Raw genomic sequence first — 16,871 nt, 5'->3', positions numbered from 1 at the left:
CGGTGACCGAAATCTGCCCTTGACGGGGATTCTGGGGGCCCTCAACATCATGGCCACGTCAAATGGAGTTGGGAGCCCCCCATGCTTGAACTCACCGGACCCACCCTGCCCCGAAGATCACGACGCGCCGCCGCCCTGCTGGCCACGGGCGCGACCGTCACCGCCACCCTGCTCGGCGTCTCCCCGGTCCCGGCGAACGCGGCCCCCACCGCCGCTGCCGCCACCGCCAGGAGCACCGGCACGGCGGCCGCGGCACCCGACATATCCGTCGCCAACGTCAAGGCACACCTGGGCCAGCTGCAGTCGATAGCCACCGCCAACGGCGGCAACCGCGCGCACGGCCGCAGCGGCTACAAGGCGTCCATCGACTACGTGAAGGGCAAGCTGGACGCCGCCGGCTTCACCACCACCGTCCAGCAGTTCACCTCGAACGGCGCCGTCGGCTACAACCTCATCGCCGACTGGCCCGGCGGCGACGCCGACCACGTCATCTTCTCCGGCGCGCACCTCGACTCGGTCTCCCGGGGCGCCGGCATCAACGACAACGGCTCCGGGTCCGCCGGCATCCTCGAGGTCGCCCTCACGGTGGCCAAGCAGGGCTACAAGCCGGGCAAGCACCTGCGGTTCGCCTGGTGGGGAGCCGAGGAGCTGGGCCTGGTCGGCTCGCAGAACTACGTCCGCCAGCTGCCGGCCGGCGAGCGCTCAAAGATCGACGCGTATCTGAACTTCGACATGATCGGGTCGCCCAACCCGGGCTACTTCGTCTACGACGACGACCCGCAGCTCGAGGGCGTCTTCAAGGACTACTTCGCCACGAAGAACATCGCCACCGAGATCGAGACCGAGGGCGACGGCCGCTCCGACCACGCGCCCTTCAAGAACGCGGGCGTCCGCGTCGGCGGCCTCTTCAGCGGCGCGGACTACACCAAGACCGCGTCCCAGGCGACGAAGTGGGGCGGCACGGCGGGCCAGCCGTTCGACCGCTGCTACCACGCCTCCTGCGACACCACCGCCAACATCAACGACACCGCGCTGGACAACAACAGCGATGCCATCGCCCACGCGGTCTGGACGCTGAGCGGCGGCTCCACCACCCCGCCCGGCGGCAAGGTCTTCGAGAGCAAGGCCTCGCTCTCCATCCCCGACGCGGGTGCGGCCGTCGAGTCCCCGGTCACCGTCAGCGGGATCAGCGGCAACGCGCCCTCGACGCTGAAGGCCGGTGTCGACATCAAGCACAGTTACCGCGGTGACCTGGTCATCGACCTCGTCGGCCCCAGCAGCCGCACCTACCGGCTGAAGGACTCGAGCACCGACGACTCGGCCGCGGACGTCGTCGCCACCTACACCGTGAACGCCTCGGCCGAGCCGGCGAACGGGACGTGGAAACTGCGCGTCCAGGACGTGGCGGCTCAGGACTCGGGCAGCCTCAACAGCTGGAAGCTGACGTTCTAGGGGCGGCTGACGCTCCAGGGGCGGCTGACGCTCCGGGGCGTGCGCGTCTCGTTCCCGGGCGCCGGACGGGCTGGATCCAGCCCGTCCGGCTGCTTCACGCCGTGATGTCCTTCGCCGTGAAGCGCGCCCACGCCGCCGAGCCGAACACGGCCACGTACAGCGCCTGCAGGCCCAGGTTGCGCAGCAGCTGGTCCCAGTAGACCGGGTCCCGCAGCAGGTCGGCGAAGCTGAGCCAGTAGTGCGGGAAGAGATACGGCTGGACGGCGCTCAGCTGCGGGAACTGGTCGATGATCTGGACCGTGATCAGCAGGCCGACCGTCGTGGCCATCGCGGCGATGCCGCTGCCGGTGAGCGTGGAGACGAACAGACCCAGCGCCGCGACGCCGGTGAGCGAGGCCGCCACCACCGCCGCGATCAGCAGCGTGCGCAGCAGACCGTCCGTGAACGACACCGTCGTGCCGCTGATCAGCGTGACCTCGCCGAGGGGGAAGAGCAGCGCGCCCACCGTCAGCGCCGAGACGGTGACGACGAGCGTGGCGGCGCAGCAGAAGACCACCGTCGAAGTGAATTTGGCGAGAAGCAGCCGGGTCCGCCCGGCGGGGGCGACGAGCAGATAGCGCAGCGTGCCGGAGCCGGCCTCGCCCGCGACGGAGTCGCCCGCGATCACCCCGATGGCCATCGGCAGGAAGAACGGCAGGGTCGCGGCGAGCGAGGTGAAGACCAGGAAGAGGCCGTTGTTGGTGACCTGGCTGATGAAGGCGGGGCCGCCGCCCCCGTGACCGGCCGGGCCGCCGTCGTCCCCGGTCTGGGCCTTCACCGCGATCCCCACCAGGACCGGCACGACGGCGAGCACACCGAGCAGGGCGAGGGTCCGCCAGCGCCGGAAGACAGTGCTCACTTCGCTGCGGAAGAGCGACAGCGTCCACAGCCGGCCCGGGGCCCGGCCTCCCCGCACACCGGCCGGTTCAGCCCGCGACATCGAAGCCCTCCCCGGTGAGGGCGACGAAGGCGTCCTCCAGGGAGGCCCGCTCGGTGCCGAAGGCGCGGACGCGCACCTGCGCCCGTACGAGCGCGGCGTTGAGGTCGGCGAGTTCCACGGGCGGGCCGGCCGGGAGCTCGCCGGTGACGCGGTCGTCGATGACCGTCAGGTCGTTCACTCCGTGCTCCTTGAGGACGCGGACGGCGTCCGCCGTGTCGGGGGTGGTGACGATCAGCCGGTCCCGGGTGGAGGAGGCCAGCTCGCCCACGGGCCCCTGGGTCAGGAGCCGGCCCCGGGCCATGACGGCGGCGTGCGTGCAGACCTGCTCGATCTCGTCGAGGAGGTGGGAGGAGAGGAAGACCGTCGTGCCCTCCGCCGCCAGGCCGCGCACCAGGGCCCTGATCTCCCGCATGCCCTGGGGGTCCAGGCCGTTGGTCGGCTCGTCGAGGACCAGCAGTTCACGGGGCTGGAGCAGGGCGGCGGCCAGGCCGAGGCGCTGCTTCATGCCCAGGGAGTACGCGCGGGCCTTCTTGCCGGCGGCGCCGGTGAGCCCCACCCGTTCCAGGGCGAGGCCCACCCGGGCCGTGCGGGTGCGGGGGTCGGCCGTCGGGTCGGCGGCGTCGAACCGCACGAGGTTGTCGCGGCCGGTGAGGAAGCCGTAGAGCGCGGGGCCCTCGATCAGGGCCCCCACCCTGGGCAGCACCCGCCGCCCGGCCCGGGGCATCTCCTCGCCGAGCACCCGGGCGACCCCGGAGGTCGGCTCGATCAGGCCCATGAGCATGCGGATGGTGGTGGTCTTGCCCGACCCGTTGGGGCCGAGGAAGCCGAAGACGCTGCCGCGCGGCACGACGAGGTCGAGGCCGTCGACCGCGAGCTGCCCACCGCCGTAGCGCTTGGTGAGCGCACGCGTGGCGATCACCGCTTCTCCGTCGGCGGACGGCTCCCGCATCGCATTCCCCCCGTGTGCCTGTCCCGCTGCGGTCCCCGCGCGCCTACTTGGCGGCGTTCGCCGCCTTGACCAGCGCGTCCTTGGAGACGGCGCCGACAAAGACCTTGCCGTCGTCCGTCATCAGGGCGTTGACGATCCGGGTGCTGAAGACACGGCCGGAGCCGAAGTCGCCCGACACCTTGGAACCGAAGCTGTCCAGCAGCGCACCGGCGGCCTCGGCGTTCTTCCGGCCGTCCCGGTCGCCCTTGACCGCGCTCTTGCCCTTGCCGGACAGGGCGCCACCGGCGTCCTTGCCCGCGTCGAACTCCGCGATCGAGGCCCAGCCCTCACCGGTGACCTTCGCCTTGTCGCCACCGGCAGCGGGCAGGCCCAGCCCCTCGGGCAGCTTGCCCTTGTGGTCGCGCCCGGCGGACGCGGCGTCCTTGCCGTCGCGCTCGGTCACCTTGGCGCCCTTGGGCGGGGTGAAGGCGAAGGTGTCCGCGCCCGGCCTGCCGAAGTCGACCTTGGTGAAGGCGGCGTCGACGACCGCCTTGCCGCCGCCCTTGGGGGCGAGCGTGAACCTCAGCGGCACGCCGTTCTTCGCGTCGACCGCGATCCGTACCGAACCGACCGTGGACTCGCCCTGCTTCGGCTTGATCACCAGCTGGTAGGCGTCCCGGCCGGCCACCTTGGCCGTGCCGCCGACGGTGATCGTCGTCGAGGAGTCCGCACCCTCGACGACCTTCTTGGCCAGCTCCTGCGGCGAGGCGCCGCTCAGCTCTCCCGGCAGGCCGGCGAGCGGAGCGTGCTTGTCGTCGGCGGCCTTGTGCCGGGGTGCCTTGGAGTGCAGGGCGGTGTTGCTGGAGCTGTCGTACGCCCAGGCCTCGTCGCCGTTGTGGATGACGCTGTACTCGGCGGCGCGCTCCACCAGGGACAGGCGCTGCCTGTCGGGGCCGTCGACGGCCACCCGCAGCGTGTGCGTACCGGAGGAGAGTTCGCTCAGCTTGCTCTCGGGGGAGGGGGCGTTGCCGCCCTTCTTGCCGCCGCCGCCCTCCTGGCCGAACGACATGCCCGAGGGCAGCGACGGCAGGCCCAGGTCGGTGGTGATCTTCACCGAGCCGGACATCTGCTGCGTGCCGGACGCGGCCATCCTGGCTATGAGCTCCTGCGCGCTGATCTTCGGCAGGTCCGGGTCGCCGGTGCTGGCGAGCGCCGAGCCGATGCCGATCGTCGCGGCCGCGATGCCCGCCACGGCGACCGGTACCGCGTAGCGGACGGCCTTGCGGCGGCCCGTGGACGTACCCGTGGTGCCGGCCTCGCCCGTACCGTCGGCCCCGTCGGTGCCCGGTGTCGGTTGGATCCGTGCCATGTGCTCTACCTCCGTCGTCGGCGGCGGTCTCTCGCGTCGTGCACTCGGCCACATCCAGGCTCATTGTGGCCCGACCGCTCAAGGGTGGCGCGGGTGTCCGGGGAATCCCCCGGAGAAGACGCTTTCCATTGCACCAAACCGGCCACGCGCGGTCGTCAGCCGACGGGATCAAGTCCCTGTACGTCTCCGGTATGACGCCCCCTAAGGGGCAGCCCGTCCAACGGCGGAGCTCCGGGCGGCGCGAGGACCCGGGCGGGCCTCAGCCGGCCCGGTGGACGACCGCGTCGCAGAGCTGCTCGAGCGCGCCCTTCGCGGAGCACTCGGGCAGCGGCGCCAGCGTCGCGCGGGCCTCCTGGGCGTAGCGCACCGTGTCACGTCGCGCCTGCTCCAGGGCCGGGTGGACGCGCAGCCGGCGCAGCACCTCGGCGAGCAGGTCGTCGTCGGCGAGGTCGCCGGAGAGCAGCTCGCACAGCTGGAGGTCCTCCGGCGAGCCCGTGGCCGCCGCCTGGGCCCGCAGGTGCAGCACCGGCAGGGTGGGGATGCCCTCGCGCAGGTCGGTGCCGGGCGTCTTGCCCGACTCGTGGGAGTCGCTGGCGATGTCGAGCACGTCGTCGGCGAGCTGGAAGGCGACGCCGAGCCGCTCGCCGTAGTGGGTGAGGGTCTCCACGATCCGCTCGTCGGCGCCGGACATCATCGCGCCGTAGCGCCCGGCGACGGCGATGAGGGAGCCGGTCTTACCGGCGATGACGTCCAGGTAGTGCTCGATCGGGTCGCGTCCGCCGCGCGGTCCGGCCGTCTCCAGGATCTGGCCGGTCACCAGGCGCTCGAACGCCTCGGCCTGGATGCGTACGGCCTCCGGGCCGAGGTCGGCCAGTATCTGCGAGGCGCGGGAGAAGAGGAAGTCACCCGTCAGGACCGCCACCGAGTTGCCCCAGCGGGCGTTGGCGCTGTCCACGCCGCGCCGCACCTCGGCCTCGTCCATGACGTCGTCGTGGTAGAGCGTCGCCAGGTGGGTGAGCTCGACGACCACGGCGGAGGGCACCACGCCCGGGGCGTACGGGTCGCCGAACTGCGCGGCGAGCATCACCAGCAGCGGGCGGAACCGCTTGCCTCCGGCCTGGACGAGGTGCTGGGCGGCCTCGGTGATGAAGGGCACGCCACTCTTCGTGGCTTCGAGGAGCCCCTCCTCGACAGCGGCCAACCCGGCCTGGACATCGGCTTCAAGAGCCTGGTCCCGCACGCTCAGCCCAAAAGGCCCGACGACGGTCACGAGGGGTACTCCTGTCTGCCTGCGAACACGGGGATTGTCGATGTGTCGCTGTCTTCACCAAAAGTCAGCGTATCCGGTCGGCTGTCGATCACCGTGGGCGCCGTCCCCTTCGACCGTCCATCGCCGGGGCTGTGCCCCGGACCCCGGTCCCCGGACGCCGGGCGGGCCGAATTCCGGCCCGCCCGGCGTCCGGGGACGTCCCGGCACCCCTACATGGCCGCCACCGCCCGGGCCAGGCGCGGGGAGGCGTACTCGGTGCCGCACACGAACCGCATCACCGGGCCGAAGCTGGCCGCCGCCGGCAGTCCCGTGAAGAACAGCCCCGGCACCGAGGAGCGGTAACCGGCGCCCAGCCGGGGGCCGCCCGCGCTCACCGCGAGGCGGGTGCGCAGCCCGGGCCCGAGGAAGTCCATGGCCGCCACGTCGACCCGGTAGCCCGTGGCCGCGATGACGTGCTCGGCGCGCAGCTCGTCCTGGGGGCCCTCCGCCTCACCGGCCAGGGTCAGCACCGGGCGCCCCGACTCCACCCGCGCCCGCACGATCTGCTTGCCCTCGGTCACCTGCACCCGGCCCACGAACCGCTCCCGCAGCCACCACGCGCCCAGCGGCCCCAGCACCCGGCGCACCAGGAACCGGCGCGTGGGCGCCGGAAGGTGCCGGAAGCCGTCGGCGTGGTACGAGAACGCGTACAGCGACCAGGCCCGCCCGAAGGGGGTGTCCGGCTTCAGCGGCGACTGTCCGTCCGGCGCCGCCCCGAACCGCACCGCACCGCGCCGCCGGGCCAGGACCCGTACCGCGCCGGCGCCGGCCTCGGCCAGCAGCACCGCGGTCTCCAGCGCGGACTGCCCGGCGCCGACGACCACCACGTCGCGCCCGGCGAGGGCCGACAGGTCGCGGTGCTGCGAGCTGTGCGAGATCGCGCCGCTCACCGAGGGCCCGTCCGGGACGGCCGTGGCCAGCTCGGGCGGCAGCTGGGCGAACCCGCTCAGGCCCGTGGCGACCACCACGGCCCGCGCGGCGAACTGCTCCCCCGAGTCCAGCTTCAGCTCGAAGCCCGACCCGGAGCTGCGCCGCTCCACCGACACCACGCGCTCCCGCTCCAGGGCGGGCACCAGCCGCTGCTGGAACCACAGCCCGTAGCGCGCGAAGGTCTCCACGGGAATGGTGTCCCAGTCCGACTCGAACCGCCGCTCCCCCACGTCCCGGCAGAAGTCGGAGAGGGTGTGGCCCGGCTGCGGGGCGTCGATGTTCGAGGCGGTGGGGGTGGATTTGAGCAGCATCCCGGCGGGCATGTGCTCCCGCCAGCTCACCATCGGCGAGCCGAAGACGCGCGTCGGCACGGCGCGCGCCTTCAGATGAGCTGCGGTCGAGAGGCCGTACGGACCGGCCCCGATGACGGCTACGGGAAGTGTCACGGGTTCCCTCCCAGGGCATTGCGCGGCACACGGCCGGGCGACGTCGATATGCGGATTCGTCGGTACGCGGGTTTCGTCGGTACGCGGATTCGTCAGTACGCGGGATTCAGTCGGCTTGCTCGGCGACGGCGGCGGAGTGGCGCCTGGAACGCCACAGCTGCCACAGATGCCGCGCGCCCGGCCGCACGAACCGGGCGAGCATGGTGAAGAACGGCTTCATGTCGTCGCGGGCGGCCCACGCCAGCTCCGTGCCGTTCGCCCGGGCGGGGGCGTGGGGGGTGGTGTAGCCGCTGCGCCGGTAGGCGGCGAAGGCGGGCAGGTCGATGTTCTCCACGATGAACCGGCGGCCCGTGAGCTGCTCGGCCTCCGGAACGGGCCGCCCGGTGAGGTCCAGGTGCTGGGCCCGTACGACGTCGATGCCGGCCTCGTTCTCGAAGAGCCGGAACTGGGCGCCCATCCGGGGGTTGAAGTCCAGCAGCTTGTACCGGCCGTCGCGCCGGTCGAAGCGCCAGTCCAGGTCGACGATCCCGCAGAACCCAATCTGTTTGATGAACTGCGCTGCCATGGCGGCCAGTTCGGGGTTGTCCACGACGTAGGCGTTGGCGGTCATGCCCGCGTGGGGCGGCCAGGAGCGCACCTTCACGCCGGTGAACATCGCCAGCGGGGTGCTCTCCGCGTCGAAGTAGGCGTGCACGATCCAGTCCTCGGCCTCCTCGCGCGGCAGGTACTCCTGGAGGATCACCCCCGGCGACGGGCCCCAGCCGCGCGCCATCTCCAGCAGCTCGCGCGGGCCGCCGATGCGGGTCGTGCCGTGCACGGCGGGGTGCAGGCGCCGCTCGAAGGCCTCGCGGTTCTTTGCCACCAGCGGGAAGGACGCCACCGACGCGTACTTCTCGATCTCCGCGTACGAGGCCGGGAACAGTGCCGCCGGGGAGGGCACGCCGTGCTCCGCGCACAGTTCGTGCAGCCCCTGCTTGCTCGCCAGCCGGCGCGGCAGCGCGTGCTCGACGGGCGGGAAGAGAAAGGAGCTCCGCAGGGCCTCGGCGTGCTCGGCGATCAGCACGGCCGCCTCCTCGTCGGTTGGGATCAGCACCGCCGGCCGGCCGATCTTCCGCCCGATGCGCAGCAGGCCCCCCACCAGCTCCTCGGGCCGCTCGGTGCCCGTGGTCGGCCAGACGAAGCCGGAGCGCAGATAGCGGGAGGCGGCGGCGGGAGTCCATCTGTCCTCGGTCACGGCGTACATCGGGACACCCAGCCGGCCGAGGCTGCGGATCGCGCCCACCCCGCCGTGGTGCAGGGGGTAGTCGCCGATCTTCACAATCAGCCCGGGTACGGACCGGTCCGCCGCTACGGGCGCGCTCCTGCTCGCCACCAGCACCCCCCTCGGCCACCCAGCCTCAGCGGCCCCCCACTGTGTGTGACCCGACTTAGGACGCTACTTCGGAATCGCCGCGTCCAGCAAGGAGTTACCGGACATTGCCCTCCCTTTAGCCTCCGGTCGGACACCAGTCGGACACCTCTTGCCCAGCAGCGGTCACCACGTAATGTGTGGCACGGTCCACCAGCTCGCAAGGAGCGTCCAGGAGAAGGCGAGGCAGCGTCCCATGCCCCAGCACAGCCCCCGTGAGCTGCCCGAAGGCGACCCCTTCGGCGCGCACACCCTCCCGTACGGCGTCTTCACCACCGCGGACGCGCCCGACCGCCCGCGCATCGGCGTCCGCTACGGCGCGTACGTCCTCGACGCGGCGGCCGCGGCCGCCGCTCACGGTTCCGCTTACGCCTCCCTGCTGGACCGCCCGACCCTCAACCCCCTGATGGCCGCGGGCCGGCCGGCATGGCAGGCGGTACGGGCCGAGATCCGCGGCTGGCTGGCCGACGGGGCACACTTCCACCCGCTCGCGGACGTCACGTTGCACCTGCCGTTCGAGGTCGCCGACTACGTGGACTTCTACGCCAGCGAGCACCACGCGAGCAACGTGGGCCGCATCTTCCGCCCGGACGCCGACCAGCCGCTCACGCCCAACTGGAAGCATCTGCCGATCGGTTACCACGGCCGATCCGGCACGATCGTCGTCTCCGGCACGGACGTCGTCCGCCCGCAGGGCCAGCGCAAGGCCCCCGCGGACTCCGCTCCTTCGTTCGGCCCTTCCCTGCGCCTGGACATCGAGGCCGAGGTCGGCTTCGTCGTCGGCACGCCGGCACCCGTGAACACGCCGGTGCCGCTCGACGCCTTCCGCGAGCACGTCTTCGGTGTCTGCCTCGTCAACGACTGGTCGGCGCGCGACATCCAGGCCTGGGAGTACGTGCCGCTGGGCCCGTTCCTCGGCAAGTCCTTCGCGACGTCCGTCTCGGCGTGGATCACCCCGCTGGACGCCTTCGACGAGGCCCGCACGGCGCCGCCGGAGCGCACCCACCCGCTGCTGCCCTACCTCGACGACGCGGCCGCCGAGCCCGGCGGCATCGACCTGCGCATCGAGGTGACCATCAACGGCGAGACGGTCTCCCGGCCGCCCTTCGCCGCCATGTACTGGACGGCCGCCCAGCAGCTCGCCCACATGACGGTCAACGGCGCCTCGCTGCGCACGGGCGACCTCTACGCCTCCGGTACGGTCAGCGGCCCCGAGCCCGACCAGCTGGGCTGTCTGCTCGAACTCACCCAGGGCAAGGGCCCCTACCTGGCGGACGGCGACGAGGTCACGCTCACGGCGTGGGCCCCCGGCCCGGACGGTGCGCGGATCGGGCTCGGAGAGGTCACCGGCCGCATCGTCCCGGCACGCACGGCGCGCGACACGGGCGCGTGAGCGCCTCTTCCACCCCCGGGCTCATGCTGCCCGAGGAACTACTGCTGCTCGCGCACGCCCCGGCCGACGGCAGGAAGCTGTGCCCGCCCCGGGACCTGGAGTACGGGCTGGCCGGGGCCGTGCTGGCGGAGCTGGAACTGTGCGGGCAGGTCGTGGCGGAGCGGGGCCGGCCGGTCGCGGCCGCCCCCGCTCCGCCCGAGGACCTGCGGCTCGCCAGGGCGCTGGCGAGCCTGCCCGCGCCCGGCGGCCGGGGCATCACGACCTGGAAGTGGATACGGACCACCTCCGAAGGCCGCGAGGCGTCCTGGGCCATGGGGCTGCTGGATCGCAGGGCGCTGCGCGTGGAGAGGCAGTCCGTGGGCACCGTCCGGCGCCTGAGCTACCCCGTGGGCACGGTCGACCTCACCACCCCGGCGCGGCAGCGCTTCGAGAGCGCCCGGCATGCGGGCTTCCCCGATCCCCGGAGCCGGGCGCTGGCCGCCCTGGCCGCCGCCATAGGCCTCACCGCCACCTTCTATCCGGGCTGGGGCGGGCGGCAGGACCGCAGGTCCGCGCGTCGCCTCATGCAGGAGCAATGGATCGCCCGTGCGGTCCGCCGGAATGTGCGAGTGGTCTCCTCCTCGGACGGCGGGGGCGGTTGTGGCGACGGCGGGGGCGGCTGCGGCGACGGCGGAGGCAGTTGTGGCGACGGCGGGGGCGGGGGCGGCTGCGGAGGGGGCGACTGAAGGGCGCCGACCGGTCCCCGGCGACTTCCGTGGCCCTTCCGGTGGTGCTGCTAACTTGTCGTGTCCAGTTCCACCAGGGGCTGAGCCACGACGGAGGAGAGAGCGCACGTGCGCAAGGCAGTACAGATCACGGGGGCGGCGATCATCGCCGCTGTGCTGATGACCGGTTGCAGCAAGAGCAGCGACGACGAGGGCAAGAAGACCGGCGCCACGCCCAGCGCGGACGCCGGCAAGCAGACGCCGGGCGACGCCTCCAAGGGGCAGACGCCGGGCGGCACTCCGGGCAAGAACAACGTCTCGGCCGCCGACCTCGCGGGCGGCTGGTCGAACGGGGGCAAGCTCACTGACAAGAGCCTCGTCATCCTGTCCTTCGCCCAGAGCACGGTGATGCTGAGCGGAAAGACCGCCTGCTCGGGCACGCTGGTCGACAACGCGCAGCCGGTCACCATCAACATCAAGCGCTGCCAGGACGGCAGCACCGACTACACCACGGGCACCGTCAAGAACTTCGACGGCAAGTCCTTCACGGTGGCCTGGGCCTCCGGCAAGGAGGACAAGTTCAGCAAGGCCGTGGGCGCCGACGGCAAGCCCGCCGCCGGCCTCCCCGGCGGCATCCCGGCGAAGCCGGGCAGCTGAACTCACCGGCACCGGTATCCGCAGACATGCCGCCGCCCGGTGCCCCGTCACTGGGGCGCCGGGCGGCGGGCGGCGGCGTGTGAGGTGACTACCTCACGAACGTCCCCGCCTGGCCCGCCAGGTCCAGGAAGTACTGCGGTGCCACCCCGAGAACCACGGTGACCGCGACGCCCACGGCGATGGCCGTGGACGTCAGCGGGCTCGGCACGGCGACGGTCGGGCCGTCGGTCTTCGGCTCGCTGAAGAACATCAGCACGATCACCCGGATGTAGAAGAACGCGGCGATCGCCGAGGACAGCACGCCCACGATGACCAGCGGCACGGCCCCGCCCTGGGCCGCCGCCTTGAAGACGGCGAACTTGCCCACGAAGCCGCTGGTCAGCGGGATGCCCGCGAAGGCCAGCAGGAAGACGGCGAACACGGCCGCGACCATCGGTGAACGGCGCCCGAGACCGGCCCACTTGGCGAGGTGGGTGGCCTCGCCGCCCGCGTCGCGCACCAGCGTCACCACCGCGAAGCCGCCCAGCGTGACGAAGGAGTACGCGGCCAGGTAGAAGAGCACCGAGGAGACGCCGTCGGGGGTGGTGGCGACGACACCGGCGAGGATGAAGCCCGCGTGGGCGATGGAGGAGTAGGCCAGCAGCCGCTTCACGTCGGTCTGGGTGACGGCCACGATCGCGCCGACGAGCATCGTGACGATCGCGACGCCCCACATCACCGGCCGCCAGTCCCACCGCAGGCCCGGCAGGACGACGTACAGCAGCCGCAGCAGGGCGCCGAAGGCGGCGACCTTCGTCGCCGCCGCCATGAAGCCGGTGACCGGCGTCGGGGCGCCCTGGTAGACGTCGGGCGTCCACATGTGGAACGGCACCGCCCCCACCTTGAACAGCAGCCCCATCAGCACCAGGGCGCCGCCGATCAGCAGCAGCGCGTCGTTGCCCATCGTGCCCGCGAGCGCGGGGTCGAGGGTGCGCGTGGCACCGCTGACGACGTCCGCGATGCCGGAGTACGTGACCGTGCCCGCGTAGCCGTACAGCAGCGCCACCCCGAAGAGCAGGAAGGCGGAGGAGAAGGCGCCCAGGAGGAAGTACTTGACCGCCGACTCCTGCGAGAGCAGCCGCTGGCGGCGGGCCAGCGCGCACAGCACGTACAGCGGGAGGGAGAAGACCTCCAGCGCCACGAAGAGCGTCAGCAGGTCGTTGGCGGCGGGGAAGACCAGCATGCCGCCGATCGCGAAGAGCAGGACGGGGAAGACCTCGGTGGTCGCGAGGCCCGCCTTGACGGCCCTGCGCTCGGCGTCCCCGCCGGGCACGGCGGCGGCCTGCGCGGCGAAGGAGTCCACGGGCCGGCCGTGTACGGCCGGGTCGAGCCGGCGTTCGGCGAAGGTGAGGACCGCGACCAGGCCGACGAGGAGCACGGTGCCCTGGAGGAACAGCGCCGGGCCGTCGACGGCGACCGCGCCCATGGCGGCGATGCGGGCCTTGTCCGAGGCGTAGCCGCCTGCCGCCAGCGCGATGACGGCGGCGAAGGCGGCGGCCAGGCCGACGAAGGCCAGCATGAGCTGGGCGTGGTAGCGGGCGCGGCGCGGCAGGAAGGCCTCGACGAGGACGCCCAGGAGGGCGGCGCCGAGCACGATCAGCGTCGGCGAGAGCTGGGCGTACTCGATGTGCGGGCCGGGGATCTTCTTCGGCGCCTCGGCCGCCGCCATTGTCCACAGGCTGTGGACAGATGCTGCGTGGCTCACTTCGCGGCCTCCACATCGTTCACGCGAACAGCGGGCTCGGGATCGCCCTTCTCCACCTGCGACATCGTGTGCTCGACCGCGGGTTCGAGGATCCGGGTCACCGGCTTGGGGTAGATGCCGAGGAAGAGCAGCAGCGCGATCAGCGGGGCGACGACCAGGAGCTCGCGCACCCGCAGGTCCGGCATCGACCGCACCGCCTCCTTCACCGGGCCGGTCATGGTGCGCTGGTAGAGCACGAGGACGTACAGCGCGGCCAGCACGATGCCGGCGCTCGCCACGATCCCGGCGGCCGGGTAGCGGCTGAACGTGCCGACCAGCACCAGGAATTCGGAGACGAAGGGCGCGAGGCCGGGCAGCGACAGCGTGGCCAGGCCGCCGACCAGGAAGGTGCCGGCCAGGACGGGCGCCACCTTCTGCACACCGCCGTAGTCGGCGATGAGCCGGGAGCCGCGCCGCGAGATCAGGAAGCCCGCGACCAGCATCAGCGCCGCCGTGGAGATCCCGTGGTTGACCATGTAGAGCGTGGCACCGCTCTGGCCCTGGGTGGTCATCGCGAAGACGCCCAGGACGATGAAGCCGAAGTGGGAGATCGAGGCGTAGGCGATCAGGCGCTTGATGTCCCGCTGGCCGACGGCCAGCAGCGCTCCGTAGAGGATGCTGATCAGTGACAGCACCAGGATCACCGGCGTCGCCCACTTCGACGCCTCCGGGAAGAGCTGGAGGCAGAAGCGGAGCATCGCGAACGTGCCGACCTTGTCCACCACCGCGGTGATCAGCACGGCGACGGGGGCGGTGGCCTCGCCCATGGCGTTGGGCAGCCAGGTGTGCAGGGGCCACAGCGGTGCCTTGACGGCGAAGGCGAAGAAGAAGCCGAGGAACAGGGCGCGTTCGGTGCTGGTCGCGAAGTCCAGCTTCCCGTCGGCGCGGGCCTGGACGATCTCCGTGAGGGAGAAGGTGCCGGTGCCCAGCTGGTGGGCGGTGACCGCGTAGAGCCCGATGACGGCGGCCAGCATGATCAGGCCGCCGATGAGGTTGTAGAGCAGGAACTTCACCGCGGCGTACGAGCGCTGGGCCGCCGTCTCCGCTTCCCCGCGCTCCCCCGCCCCGTCGCCGAAGCCGCCGATGAGGAAGTACATCGGGATGAGCATGGCTTCGAAGAAGATGTAGAAGAGGAAGACGTCAGTGGCCTCGAAGGCGATGATCAACATCGCCTCGACCATGAGGATCAGCGCGAAGAAGCCCTGGGTGGGCCGCCAGCGCGAGGAGGACGTCTCCAGGGGGTCGGCGTCGTGCCAGCCGGCCAGGACGATGAAGGGGATCAGCAGCGCGGTCAGCGCGATGAGCACCACCGCGATGCCGTCCACGCCCAGGTCGTACCGCACCCCGAAGTCCTTGATCCAGGCGTGCGACTCGGTGAGCTGGAAGGGGCCCTCGGCGCCGGGGTCGAAGCGCACGAGCTGGACCGCCGCGAGCGCCAGCGTGGCGAGCGAGAAGGCCAGCGCGAGCCACTTGGCGGCCGTCCGGCGCGCGGCGGGGACGGCGGCGGTGGCGACCGCCCCGAGGGCGGGCACCGCCGCCGTCACCGTCAGCAGGGGAAATGACATTTAGACCGCCCTCATCAGCAGGGTCGCGGCGATGAGCACCGCCGCACCGCCGAACATCGAGACCGCGTACGAGCGCGCGAAGCCGTTCTGCAGCTTGCGCATCCGGCCCGACAGCCCGCCGACGGAGGCGGCGGTGCCGTTGACGACGCCGTCGACCAGGGTGTGGTCGAGGTAGACCAGGCTGCGGGTGAGGTGTTCACCGCCGCGGACCAGCACGACGTGGTTGAAGTCGTCCTGCAGCAGGTCGCGCCGGGCGGCCCGCACGAGCACGTTGCCGCGCGGGGCGGTGACCGGCACCGGCCCGCGCCCGTACTGCGCCCAGGCCAGCGCGACGCCGACGAAGAGCACGACCATGGTGGCCGCGGTGACCTGCACGGCCGTGACCGGGGAGTGGCCCTCCGCGTGCCCGGTGACCGGCTCCAGCCAGTTCAGGAAGGCGTCGTTGACGCTGAACAGGCCGCCGGCGAGGACCGATCCGAAGGCCAGGACGATCATCGGGATGGTCATCGTCCGCGGCGACTCGTGCGGGTGGGGCAGCTCGCCCTCGCCCCGGGTCTTCGCCGCGGGCTCGGCACTGGGCTCGTCCGGCGAGGGCGCCGGGCGCCACCTCTCCTCGCCGAAGAACGTCAGGATCATCACCCGCGTCATGTAGTACGCCGTGATGGCCGCGCCCAGCAGGGCCGCGCCGCCCAGGATCCAGCCCTCGGTGCCGCCCTTGGCGAAGGCCGCTTCGATGATCCTGTCCTTGGAGAAGAAGCCGGACAGCCCCGGGAAGCCGATGATGGCGAGATAGCCGAGCCCGAAGGTCACGAACGTGACCGGCATGTACTTCCGCAGCCCGCCGTAATGCCGCATGTCGACCTCGTCGTTCATGCCGTGCATCACCGATCCGGCCCCGAGGAAGAGCCCCGCCTTGAAGAAGCCGTGGGTCACCAGGTGCATGATCGCGAAGGCGTAGCCGACGGGGCCGAGGCCGGCGGCGAGGATCATGTAGCCGATCTGGGACATCGTCGAGCCCGCCAGGGCCTTCTTGATGTCGTCCTTGGCGCAACCGACGATCGCACCGAAGAGCAGCGTGACCGCGCCCACCGTGACGACCGCCGTCTGGGCGTCCGGCGCACCGTCGAAGATCGCCCCGGACCGGGTGATCAGATAGACGCCGGCGGTCACCATCGTCGCCGCGTGGATGAGCGCGGAGACCGGCGTCGGGCCCTCCATGGCGTCCCCGAGCCAGCTCTGCAGCGGCACCTGCGCCGACTTGCCGCAGGCGGCGAGCAGGAGCGTGAGCCCGATGGCGGTCAGCTTGCCCTCGCCCGCCCGGTCCGCGCTGTCGAGCACGGGGCCGAACGCGAAGGTCCCGAAGGTCGTGAACATCAGCATGATGGCGATCGACAGACCGACGTCGCCCACGCGGTTGACCAGGAACGCCTTCTTGGCGGCCGTGGCCGCGCTCGGCTTGTGCTGCCAGAAGCCGATCAGGAGGTACGAGGCGAGGCCGACGCCTTCCCAGCCCACGTACAGCAGCAGGTAGTTGTCGGCGACGACCAGCAGCAGCATGGCGGCGAGGAAGAGGTTCAGGTAGCCGAAGAAGCGCCGCCGGCGCTCGTCCTGCGCCATGTAGCCGATCGAGTACAGGTGGATCAGCGAGCCCACGCCCGTGATCAGCAGGACGAAGGTCATCGACAGCTGGTCGAGCTGGAAGCCCACGTCGGCACGGAAGCCGCCGACGGGCACCCAGCTGAAGACGGTCGCGCCCAGCTCGCGGTCCTCGCCGTCGCGGCCCAGCATGCCGGCGAAGAGCACCACGCCGATGACGAAGGACAGGGCGGCGAGCAGCGTGCCGATCCAGGGGGCGCTGCTGTCGAGCCGGCGGCCGCCGCACAGCAGCGCGCCCGCGCCCAGCAGGGGCACCAGGACGAGCAATCCGATGAGGTTCTCCACCGTCAGT

13 protein-coding genes are annotated in these 16,871 nt (G+C 71.9%); 4 read left to right on the top strand and 9 right to left on the bottom strand.

Annotated elements, in window-relative coordinates:
* The first annotated feature begins 81 nt into the window (after positions 1 to 81).
* Positions 82 to 1,452, top strand: a complete 1,371-nt coding sequence (locus AB0F13_RS23150) for a M28 family metallopeptidase (RefSeq protein WP_362085430.1) — start codon at positions 82 to 84, stop codon at positions 1,450 to 1,452.
* Between the two features lie 94 nt (positions 1,453 to 1,546).
* Here AB0F13_RS23150 and AB0F13_RS23145 read toward each other — a convergent pair whose 3' ends face one another.
* The 6 genes from AB0F13_RS23145 to AB0F13_RS23120 form a co-directional block, all read right to left on the bottom strand.
* Complete coding sequence (locus AB0F13_RS23145; protein ID WP_362085427.1) at positions 1,547 to 2,431, bottom strand: ABC transporter permease; 885 nt, start codon at positions 2,429 to 2,431, stop codon at positions 1,547 to 1,549.
* Positions 2,418 to 3,380 carry an ABC transporter ATP-binding protein gene (locus AB0F13_RS23140; protein ID WP_362085424.1) on the bottom strand — a complete coding sequence of 321 codons (963 nt, stop codon included), beginning with the start codon at positions 3,378 to 3,380 and terminating at the stop codon, positions 2,418 to 2,420. Before AB0F13_RS23140 ends, AB0F13_RS23145 begins: the two co-directional genes overlap by 14 nt.
* Before the next feature lie 43 nt (positions 3,381 to 3,423).
* A complete protein-coding gene (locus AB0F13_RS23135; RefSeq protein ID WP_362085422.1) occupies positions 3,424 to 4,728 on the bottom strand; it encodes a DUF2092 domain-containing protein in 1,305 nt (434 codons plus the stop codon).
* A 259-nt stretch (positions 4,729 to 4,987) separates the two neighbouring features.
* Entirely contained in the window at positions 4,988 to 5,998 is a 1,011-nt protein-coding gene (locus AB0F13_RS23130; RefSeq protein WP_362085419.1) for a polyprenyl synthetase family protein, read from the bottom strand.
* Between the two features lie 209 nt (positions 5,999 to 6,207).
* Complete coding sequence (locus tag AB0F13_RS23125; RefSeq protein ID WP_362085416.1) at positions 6,208 to 7,413, bottom strand: NAD(P)-binding domain-containing protein; 1,206 nt, start codon at positions 7,411 to 7,413, stop codon at positions 6,208 to 6,210.
* 106 nt (positions 7,414 to 7,519) lie between these two features.
* Positions 7,520 to 8,785, bottom strand: coding sequence for an ATP-grasp domain-containing protein (locus tag AB0F13_RS23120; RefSeq protein WP_362085413.1), 1,266 nt, complete (start codon positions 8,783 to 8,785; stop codon positions 7,520 to 7,522).
* A 232-nt stretch (positions 8,786 to 9,017) separates the two neighbouring features.
* Here AB0F13_RS23120 and fahA point away from each other — a divergent pair, with 232 nt between their 5' ends.
* The 3 genes from fahA to AB0F13_RS23105 all read left to right on the top strand — a co-directional run bounded on the left by fahA (position 9,018) and on the right by AB0F13_RS23105 (position 11,575).
* The gene (gene fahA, locus AB0F13_RS23115) at positions 9,018 to 10,214 is read left to right on the top strand and encodes a fumarylacetoacetase (RefSeq protein WP_362085410.1); all 1,197 of its coding nucleotides are present in this window, start codon (positions 9,018 to 9,020) and stop codon (positions 10,212 to 10,214) included.
* Positions 10,211 to 10,939: a GPP34 family phosphoprotein gene (locus AB0F13_RS23110; RefSeq protein ID WP_362085407.1), complete on the top strand. Its 729-nt coding sequence runs from the start codon at positions 10,211 to 10,213 to the stop codon at positions 10,937 to 10,939. Before fahA ends, AB0F13_RS23110 begins: the two co-directional genes overlap by 4 nt.
* A 108-nt stretch (positions 10,940 to 11,047) precedes the next feature.
* Positions 11,048 to 11,575 carry a hypothetical protein gene (locus tag AB0F13_RS23105; protein ID WP_362085404.1) on the top strand — a complete coding sequence of 176 codons (528 nt, stop codon included), beginning with the start codon at positions 11,048 to 11,050 and terminating at the stop codon, positions 11,573 to 11,575.
* Positions 11,576 to 11,663: 88 nt separating this feature from the next.
* Here AB0F13_RS23105 and nuoN read toward each other — a convergent pair whose 3' ends face one another.
* From nuoN to nuoL, 3 genes are read right to left on the bottom strand one after another with little or no spacing between them, the layout of a single operon-like run.
* A complete protein-coding gene (gene nuoN / locus AB0F13_RS23100) occupies positions 11,664 to 13,319 on the bottom strand; it encodes an NADH-quinone oxidoreductase subunit NuoN (RefSeq protein ID WP_362085401.1) in 1,656 nt (551 codons plus the stop codon).
* The gene (locus AB0F13_RS23095; RefSeq protein ID WP_362085398.1) at positions 13,316 to 14,923 is read right to left on the bottom strand and encodes an NADH-quinone oxidoreductase subunit M; all 1,608 of its coding nucleotides are present in this window, start codon (positions 14,921 to 14,923) and stop codon (positions 13,316 to 13,318) included. The genes nuoN and AB0F13_RS23095 overlap by 4 nt, the downstream gene beginning before the upstream one ends.
* Positions 14,924 to 16,864 (bottom strand): NADH-quinone oxidoreductase subunit L, encoded by a 1,941-nt coding sequence (gene nuoL / locus AB0F13_RS23090; RefSeq protein WP_362085396.1) that lies wholly within the window; start codon positions 16,862 to 16,864, stop codon positions 14,924 to 14,926.
* Between the last annotated feature and the right edge of the window lie 7 nt (positions 16,865 to 16,871).

The organism is Streptomyces sp. NPDC026206 (genome assembly GCF_040638465.1).
Taxonomy (GTDB): Bacteria; Actinomycetota; Actinomycetes; order Streptomycetales; family Streptomycetaceae; genus Streptomyces.
Note: the sequence above shows the minus strand (reverse complement) of the source record. Positions and strands in the feature narration are given on the sequence as shown.

Bases quoted from the DNA above. Each gene is read 5' to 3' on its own strand.
- AB0F13_RS23135 (WP_362085422.1), bottom strand. From the start codon at position 4,728: ATGGCACGGATCCAACCGACACCGGGCACCGACGGGGCCGACGGTACG.
- AB0F13_RS23145 (WP_362085427.1), bottom strand. From the start codon at position 2,431: ATGTCGCGGGCTGAACCGGCCGGTGTGCGGGGAGGCCGGGCCCCGGGC.
- AB0F13_RS23150 (WP_362085430.1), top strand. From the start codon at position 82: ATGCTTGAACTCACCGGACCCACCCTGCCCCGAAGATCACGACGCGCC.
- AB0F13_RS23140 (WP_362085424.1), bottom strand. From the start codon at position 3,380: ATGCGGGAGCCGTCCGCCGACGGAGAAGCGGTGATCGCCACGCGTGCG.
- AB0F13_RS23095 (WP_362085398.1), bottom strand. From the start codon at position 14,923: ATGTCATTTCCCCTGCTGACGGTGACGGCGGCGGTGCCCGCCCTCGGG.
- fahA (WP_362085410.1), top strand. From the start codon at position 9,018: ATGCCCCAGCACAGCCCCCGTGAGCTGCCCGAAGGCGACCCCTTCGGC.